Annotated in this window: 5 protein-coding genes; 3 read left to right on the top strand and 2 right to left on the bottom strand. The window is 63.4% G+C overall.

Translation table 11 applies throughout. The features are described 5' to 3' along the window. Window positions 1-81 precede the first annotated feature (81 nt). Window positions 82-447 carry an MmcQ/YjbR family DNA-binding protein gene (locus LB572_RS34225; protein WP_224670908.1) on the top strand — a complete coding sequence of 122 codons (366 nt, stop codon included), beginning with the start codon at window positions 82-84 and terminating at the stop codon, window positions 445-447. 191 nt (window positions 448-638) lie between these two features. Further along, complete coding sequence (locus LB572_RS34220) at window positions 639-2177, top strand: L,D-transpeptidase family protein (RefSeq protein WP_224670907.1); 1539 nt, start codon at window positions 639-641, stop codon at window positions 2175-2177. Here LB572_RS34220 and LB572_RS34215 read toward each other — a convergent pair. After that, window positions 2151-2783 (bottom strand): TMEM175 family protein, encoded by a 633-nt coding sequence (locus tag LB572_RS34215; RefSeq protein WP_224670906.1) that lies wholly within the window; start codon window positions 2781-2783, stop codon window positions 2151-2153. The two genes, LB572_RS34220 and LB572_RS34215, sit on opposite strands and share 27 nt — an antisense overlap. Window positions 2784-3009: 226 nt before the next feature. Here LB572_RS34215 and LB572_RS34210 point away from each other — a divergent pair, with 226 nt between their 5' ends. Then, a complete protein-coding gene (locus tag LB572_RS34210; RefSeq protein WP_224670905.1) occupies window positions 3010-4563 on the top strand; it encodes an MFS transporter in 1554 nt (517 codons plus the stop codon). Here LB572_RS34210 and LB572_RS34205 read toward each other — a convergent pair. Further along, on the bottom strand, window positions 4560-6539 hold the full coding sequence (locus tag LB572_RS34205; RefSeq protein WP_224670904.1) for a M23 family metallopeptidase: 1980 nt from the start codon (window positions 6537-6539) through the stop codon (window positions 4560-4562). The two genes, LB572_RS34210 and LB572_RS34205, sit on opposite strands and share 4 nt — an antisense overlap. Between the last annotated feature and the right edge of the window lie 431 nt (window positions 6540-6970).

Here is a 6970-nt window from a genome sequence, read left to right as displayed (position 1 = left end):
TCTGGAGATGCGGCGCGCTTTGTTATTTATGGCGACCGCGCATAATCAGCCGCCGATTCGAAATGGCTGAGGAGGGGCTCGTTGACGCTCGACGATTATAACGGCTTTTGCGCTTGGCTCCCGGCGACGACGCATGTCGTCCAATGGGGCGGCGCCCATGTCTGGAAGGTCGGCGGCAAGGTGTTCGCCATTGGCGGCTGGAACGAGGGCGGACAGCTTTTCGTCACCTTCAAATGTTCGGAGATGGCTTTCGACGTTCTAAAGGATCAGCCGGGCTGCCGGCCAGCGCCCTATCTTGCCTCGCGGGGCATGAAATGGATCCAGCGTCAGACAAGCCAAAGCATGGATGATGCGGCGCTCGAGGACTATCTGCGCGAGAGCCATCGACTGGTCGTCCTCAAGCTGACCAAACAGGCACGCAAGGAATTGGGGTTTGCCGCGACCTAAGGATCCTACGCATGTCGCTCTCGTAAAACCGCAGCATACTTTTGCACGACATGCATTGGCCGATATTCCTCAAAGCACGGAAAACCGCCATCTTCATGCCCGGTTCATATTGGAACCTTAACTTGGGTGACTGGTTTGCTGGCGAAGGGTTCGCCCGCCAGAAGCCCAGTCGACCGGAGAGCTAGACCCCCATGCTGCGCTTGATCTTTTCCCTTTCGGCACTCGCGGCCGGGCTGGTGTCATCAAGTGCGTTCGCCACGCCGAGCGTGGATGGCACGCAGAGCGCCCGCCCGACTGAGCGCGGCGCGCTGGTGCTGGCCCAGGAAGGCAATATCGACATCTATTACGATGCCAGGGGCAACCGCGTGCTGGTCGATGCCGACACCGGCAAGGTGATCGCCATCCAACCGCCGGGGAGCAGGCTCGATCGCCGCGCGCTTCGCCGACAGATGCGCATGCAGGAGCTCGGCCGCGCGCAGCCTGAGGACGACGACCGCTATTATCTCGACAATTCCGAAGATATGGCGCGCTTCCGCCGCCGGCAGCTGGAAGAGAACGGCCGGGTCATCCCGCCGCCGGTCGACGAATATGACCCCAACGGCGATAATTCCGTCGATGCCTATCCGCCGGCGCCGAACAATGATGAGGGCTCTGCCAGCACCTATCCGGAGGCGCCGAAGTCCAACACCATCAAGCGCCAGCCGCTGAACGAGGCGTCGATCGATCCGGAGCAGCCGGGCCAAGGCGAAGTGCTGCAGACCAATCCGGACGCCCAGCCGTCCTTGCCGAGCACAGGCGGCAAGGCCACGGTCGATCCATCGCTGTCGCTCGGGGTGCGCCAGGACGTTGCGGCGCTGCAGGTGCTGCTCGATCGCGGCGGCGCTTCGCCGGGCGTGATCGACGGACGCTTCGGCTCGAATGTCGACAAGGCGCTGGCCGCCTATAACGAAATAAACGGCACCAATTTGAAATCGACCGATGCGGTCGGCATCCAGGCGGCGCTCGCCCAGTCGGGCGGCGATCCCTTCGCCTCCTACACGATCACGCCGGAAGATGTCGCCGGCCCTTACGTCGCCTCGATCCCGGAAGACTACAGCCAGAAGGCCAAGCTCGACTGCATGTGCTATACCTCCGTCACCGAGGCGCTGGCCGAACGCTTCCACATGGACGAGACCTATCTGAAGTCGATCAACAAAGGCGTCGACTTCAATCGCCCCGGCACGATGATCAAGGTCGCCAATTTCGGCAAGCTGGTGTCGACGCCGGTGGCGCGCATCGTCGCGGACAAGACCAAGAAGGAAGTCTACGCTTACGACGGCAGCGGCAAGCTGGTCGCGGCCTATCCGGCCACGATCGGATCGGCCGACACGCCATCGCCAACCGGCATTCATGCCGTCTCGCGCATCGCGCTCGATCCGAACTACACCTACAATCCGAACATCAATTTCAAACAGGGCCAGAACGACAAGATCCTGACCGTCCCGCCGGGTCCGAACGGGCCGGTCGGCTCGGTGTGGATCGCGCTCGATAAGCCGACCTACGGCATCCACGGCACGCCCGAACCCTCCAAGATCGGCAAGACCGAAAGCCATGGTTGTGTGCGCCTGACCAATTGGGATGCGCGCGAACTCGCCAAGCTGGTGTCGCCGGGCGTCACGGTGGAATTTGTCGGCGGATCAACAATCGCGGATGTCGGCGGGACCTCAGCCGATGAGTTTACGCAGCAGTGAGGCGCGCGGCGCGGCGGCATAGATGAGCTGCACCAGCAGGATGAAGCCTATGCTGAGCAGCGGCGTGATCAGGCACAGCGCTGCGCCGACCGCCCACAGAATCTGTGCCTTGACGATACGATTGTAGACGGTGCGCCGCGTTTCAGCGTCCACGTCCTCGGCGACCATGCCGTTCCTGTCGGCATGCCACCAACTGGCGAACAACGTTGCGCCCAGCATCAGCAGGTTCAGCCAATAGACGACGATCGCGATCCTGAACTCCAGAAAATCGGCAAGAAGGTCGGTCGAGAAGGGCAGCAGCGCGATGAAGGCGAGAAAGCACAGGTTCAATGTCGCGAGCCTGCGGTCCGACTTCGCGATCAGGCCATGCTGCGCCTGCTGGCCGAACCAGAAAATGGTCAGCGTCAGGAAGCTCAGCGCATAGGTCAGGAAGCGCGGCGCCAGCGCCAGGATCGCTCCAAGCAATTCGCCTTCCGAATGCACCGCCTCATGCGATGGCACCCTGATCTCCAGCACGATCAAGGTCAGCGCGATGGCGAAGACGCCGTCGGTTATGCCGACGATGCGTCCACGTCCCTCCGCCGACGGTTCGAGCGGCCGCTTCATGGCTTCCCCTCCACGCATGATGGCGGAACCTAGCACGCCACCGGTGGTTTGCATCAGGATTGGGCCGACCTCGCCATCCGGCCAGGGCCGGATTGAAGAGGTGGAGCATGATGTCGCCCGAAAACCGCTTCACACTTTTCGGCATCATGCCCTAGCCATCTGGTTTCAAGAACAGCGATGCTCTGGCTTGTTGTTGCGCCCATGCGAGGGGGCTAAGCAGGGGTCCATGTCATCCGCGAACGAAACCAATGCCGATTCGCATTCGCCCGCGCGGGCGAATGGTACGTTCTGTCCGCAGACGCAGCGAAAATTCGTGCTGGTCGCTGCGATCCTCGCCTCGGCGCTCGGCTTCATCGATGGGTCGATCCTGGCGATCGCCATGCCGGCGCTGCGCGCGGATCTCGGCGCCAGCCTGGCGCAGGCGCAGTGGATTTCCAATGCCTATGCGCTGACGCTGTCGGCGCTCATCCTGGCGGGGGGCGCTGCCGGCGACCGGTTTGGCCTGCGGCGCGCCTTCGTCATCGGCATCGCGCTGTTCGTCGCGGCTTCGCTCGCCTGCGCGGTGGCGCCCGATCCGGCTGTTTTGATCGCCTTTCGCGCCATCCAAGGCATCAGTGCGGCGATCATGGTGCCGGGCAGCCTCGCCATCATCGCCAAAGCCTATCCGAAGAAGGAGCGCGGCCGGGCAATCGGCATCTGGGCCGCGGCGTCGGCGCTGACCACGGCGCTTGGGCCTGTGCTGGGTGGTTTTGTCCTGTCGGCTTTCGGCAATGGAGTCTGGCGGGCGATCTTCGCCATCAACCTGCCGCTTGGGCTGATCTCGATCTATCTGCTTTTGGCCAAGGTTCCGGCCGACAGACCGACCGAAAAGCGCAACCTCGATCTCGGCGGCGCCGCGTTGGCGACGCTTGCCTTCGGTTTGCTCGCCTACGGGTTGACGGCGATGAATGCCGAAGGCGCAGGATCGATGTCGGGTCCGGCGATCGTCACCGGCGTGGCGCTGCTTTTTGCCTTCATCTTTTACGAGCGCAGGCGGCGCGACCCGATGATCGATCTCGGCCTGTTTCGGATCAGGGCCTTCGCCGGCGCCAATCTGGCGACGTTCTTCCTTTATTTCGCGCTGTCGGCCAATTTGTTCTACCTGCCGATGCTGCTGATCGCCGGCTGGAGGCTGAGCGAGGCCGAGGTCGGCTTCATCTTCCTGCCGCTGTCGGCGTCGATCGCGCTTTTGTCCGGACCGGTCGGCCAGTGGTCGGACAGGATCGGTCCGCGTTTCCCGATTGCCAGCGGCAGCATGGTCGTGGCTGTCGCCTTCGCCGGCCTTGCCTTGCTCACCCACTTCGGCATCCACGATTTCTGGATCGGAACCTTTCCGCTGATGGCGCTGATGGGACTTGGCATGGCGCAGGTCGTATCGCCGCTGTCGACCGCAGTCATGACGTCCGTCGAGGACAAGGATACCGGGGCAGCGTCCGGCATCAACAATGCGGTCTCGCGCGTCGGCGGCCTGATCGCCGTGGCGGCGATGGGCTCGATGGCGGCCTGGGTCTACGCACGCATCGTCGGTGACGCTTCCGGGGTGCCGGGTTTCGGCGAGCCGCCCGCGTCCGGTCTTGCCGCCAACATCGATGCGGTCAGGGTCGCGGCAAGCGATTCGGCTTTCGCCGCGGTCGCGGCGATCACGACGCTGCTTTGCGTGCTCGCCTCACTCACCGCCTGGTTCACGGTTCCCGGACAGGCATCGCCCTGGCCGCGGCCGGCAGACGATTCGCAGGATTAGTTCGGAAGCTGCGAATCAGTCTTGGCGCTGGCAACCTTCAGCGAGTTGCCGTCTTCCTGCTTCAAAAGATCGTCTATGCGCTCGCGCTCGCGCTTGAAGGCGACAAGATCGTCGCCCTTCAGCACCTTGCCGACCGGCAGGCGCACCCGCATCGGGTCGACCTTGGTGCCGTTGACGATCAGCTCGTAGTGAAGGTGCGGACCGGTGGCGAGGCCGGTCTGGCCGAGATAGCCGATCGTCTGGCCCTGGCGGACGCGCATGCCGGGCTCGATGCCCTTGGCGAAGGCGCTCTGGTGATTATAGGAGGTCTCGTAGCCATTGGCGTGGCGGATGATGATCTGCTTGCCGTAACCGCCGGCCCAGCCGACCTTTTCGATGACGCCGTTGCCGGCGGCGATGATCGGCGTGCCGATGGGTGCTGCCCAGTCGACGCCGGTATGCATGCGTACATAGCCGAGGATCGGGTGCCGGCGGGCGCCGAAGCCGGAGCGGAACTTGCCGGCCGGCAGCGGATTGCGCAGCAGGAACTGCTCGGCGCTCGAGCCATTTTCGTCGAAATAATCGGTGCTGCCGTCCTGCATCTGGAAGCGGTAGAAATTGCGCGTCTGGCCGCCGAAGGTCGCCGAGACATAAAGGAGGTCGGAATTGTCGGAGGTCTGGTCGTCGTTGTCGGGCTGCGAGAACAGGACCTCGAGCCGGTCGGCCGGCGAGATCCGCGACTGGAAATCGACGTCGGAGGCGAGAAGCTTGATCAGCTTCTGCGTCATCGCTTTCGACATGCCGTAGGAATAAGCGGCGCGGTAGATACCGTCATAGACATTGGGCAGGTTGCCGCGCACCACGACCGGCTGCGAATCGTCGAACGCCGTCAAAAGCTCGGGATTGGGCTCCGGCTCCTGTGCCGGCACATACTGGCCGCGGTCGTCGAGCGCGATGGTGACGATGTGGGTGGTCTTGTCATAGACGCTGGTGCGCACGACCTTGGCGATGTCGCCGCGCACCTCGAGACCGACGCGCAGCACCGTTCCGGCCTTCAGCGCCGGGGCGTTCAAGAGCTTGCTGATCGCCTCCGCCATGCCGGTGGCGTCATCGCCGGTGTAGCCCGAATCGGCGTAGGCCTCGGCGATATCGGTATCCTTGGTGAAGGGGATGATTTCCTCGGCGAAGGCCGGCGTCTGGTCGTCGGGCGTGGCGCGCGCCGCGACCGAAACATTTTCCTGCGTGATCTTCACGTCGTAGGAGCCGGCCATCGATTCGGCGAAGGCGTCGCCGAACCGCTGCGGATCGATATAGTGCAAAGCGGCCACCTGGATGGCGCCGTCGCTCAAGCCGCTGCCGGCGTCGCGCACCACCTTTTCCACTTCGTCGGCGGAAAGGTCGCTCTTTTCGTCGAAGGAAGCCGTCTCGATCGGAAAATCGACCGTCTTCAGGCTCATCTCGCTTTCGACCTTGGCGCCGTAGATCTGTCCGGCCGCTGCGGCTGCCGTTGCCGGCTGGGCATTGTCGTCGCCGTCGTCGCCGAAGACCTGCATGGGGTCGAATGGCGGGTAGGGACGGTTGGTGGTGTGGCCGGCGGCGAGCGCCATCTTGATCTGAACGAAAGGCATGGTGTGGATAACGTCGCGGTCGCCGACCTTGGTGACCATCGACACTTCCATGCGCCGCCGGTCCTTTGCACGCGCGATCTGGCGCGGCGCGACCAGCCTTGTGGTCTTTGCCTGCTCGCCGGAATCATCGCTGCCACCGGCAAGGCTGATGAGCTCGGCAATTTCCGGCGGAGTCGCCAATTGCTGACGGCCATCAAGGGCGGCGAACAAGGCCACGCCCATCAAAACACTCGATGTGACGCCCGTAAGGAATGTGCCCGACAGCCAGCGCGCCGAGACCTCGCGGCGGTCGGGCGGACCGCTGCGGCCGTCCGCGATCAGCGGCGGCTCGTTGCCGAGTTCGGCTATGACATCTTCCGTGTCTGGCATCCAGAAAGGCTGCTTCTTCCCCGGGCGAACGGCTTGTCGTTTTCGTTGTGGCCATGACATTTGCCTGTCACGGCGGTTGAAGTCAACGAAACGGCAGGCCGGGGCCGATATCCCCAATCATACGCTGGGCGTGAACCGCTCTGTTCCGTCAGCTGCGAGGGCGCCCTTACATGCACGCGCGCGCCTTCCTTATGTGGGCCGGTTTCACGCCTCAATGCGGCGGCAATAGGGCCTCGCTGTGGATGACCCAGGGGCTGCCGCAAGGGCAGTCGGCTACTGAAAATGGCGACCAAGAAATTCGTCGCAAAAAATTCAAAAAAGTTCGAAATCGGTGTTGACGCGTCGAGGGAGGTCCGACTATATACGGCCCACGAACGAGGGCGGTGCGCCGCTGGCGGCAGAGAAGTTCGCTTCTAGGTTTGCCCTCTGCA

Source organism: Mesorhizobium sp. BH1-1-5 (assembly GCF_020165615.1).
Taxonomy (GTDB): Bacteria; Pseudomonadota; Alphaproteobacteria; order Rhizobiales; family Rhizobiaceae; genus Mesorhizobium.
This window is presented reverse-complemented; position numbering and strand designations above follow the sequence as displayed.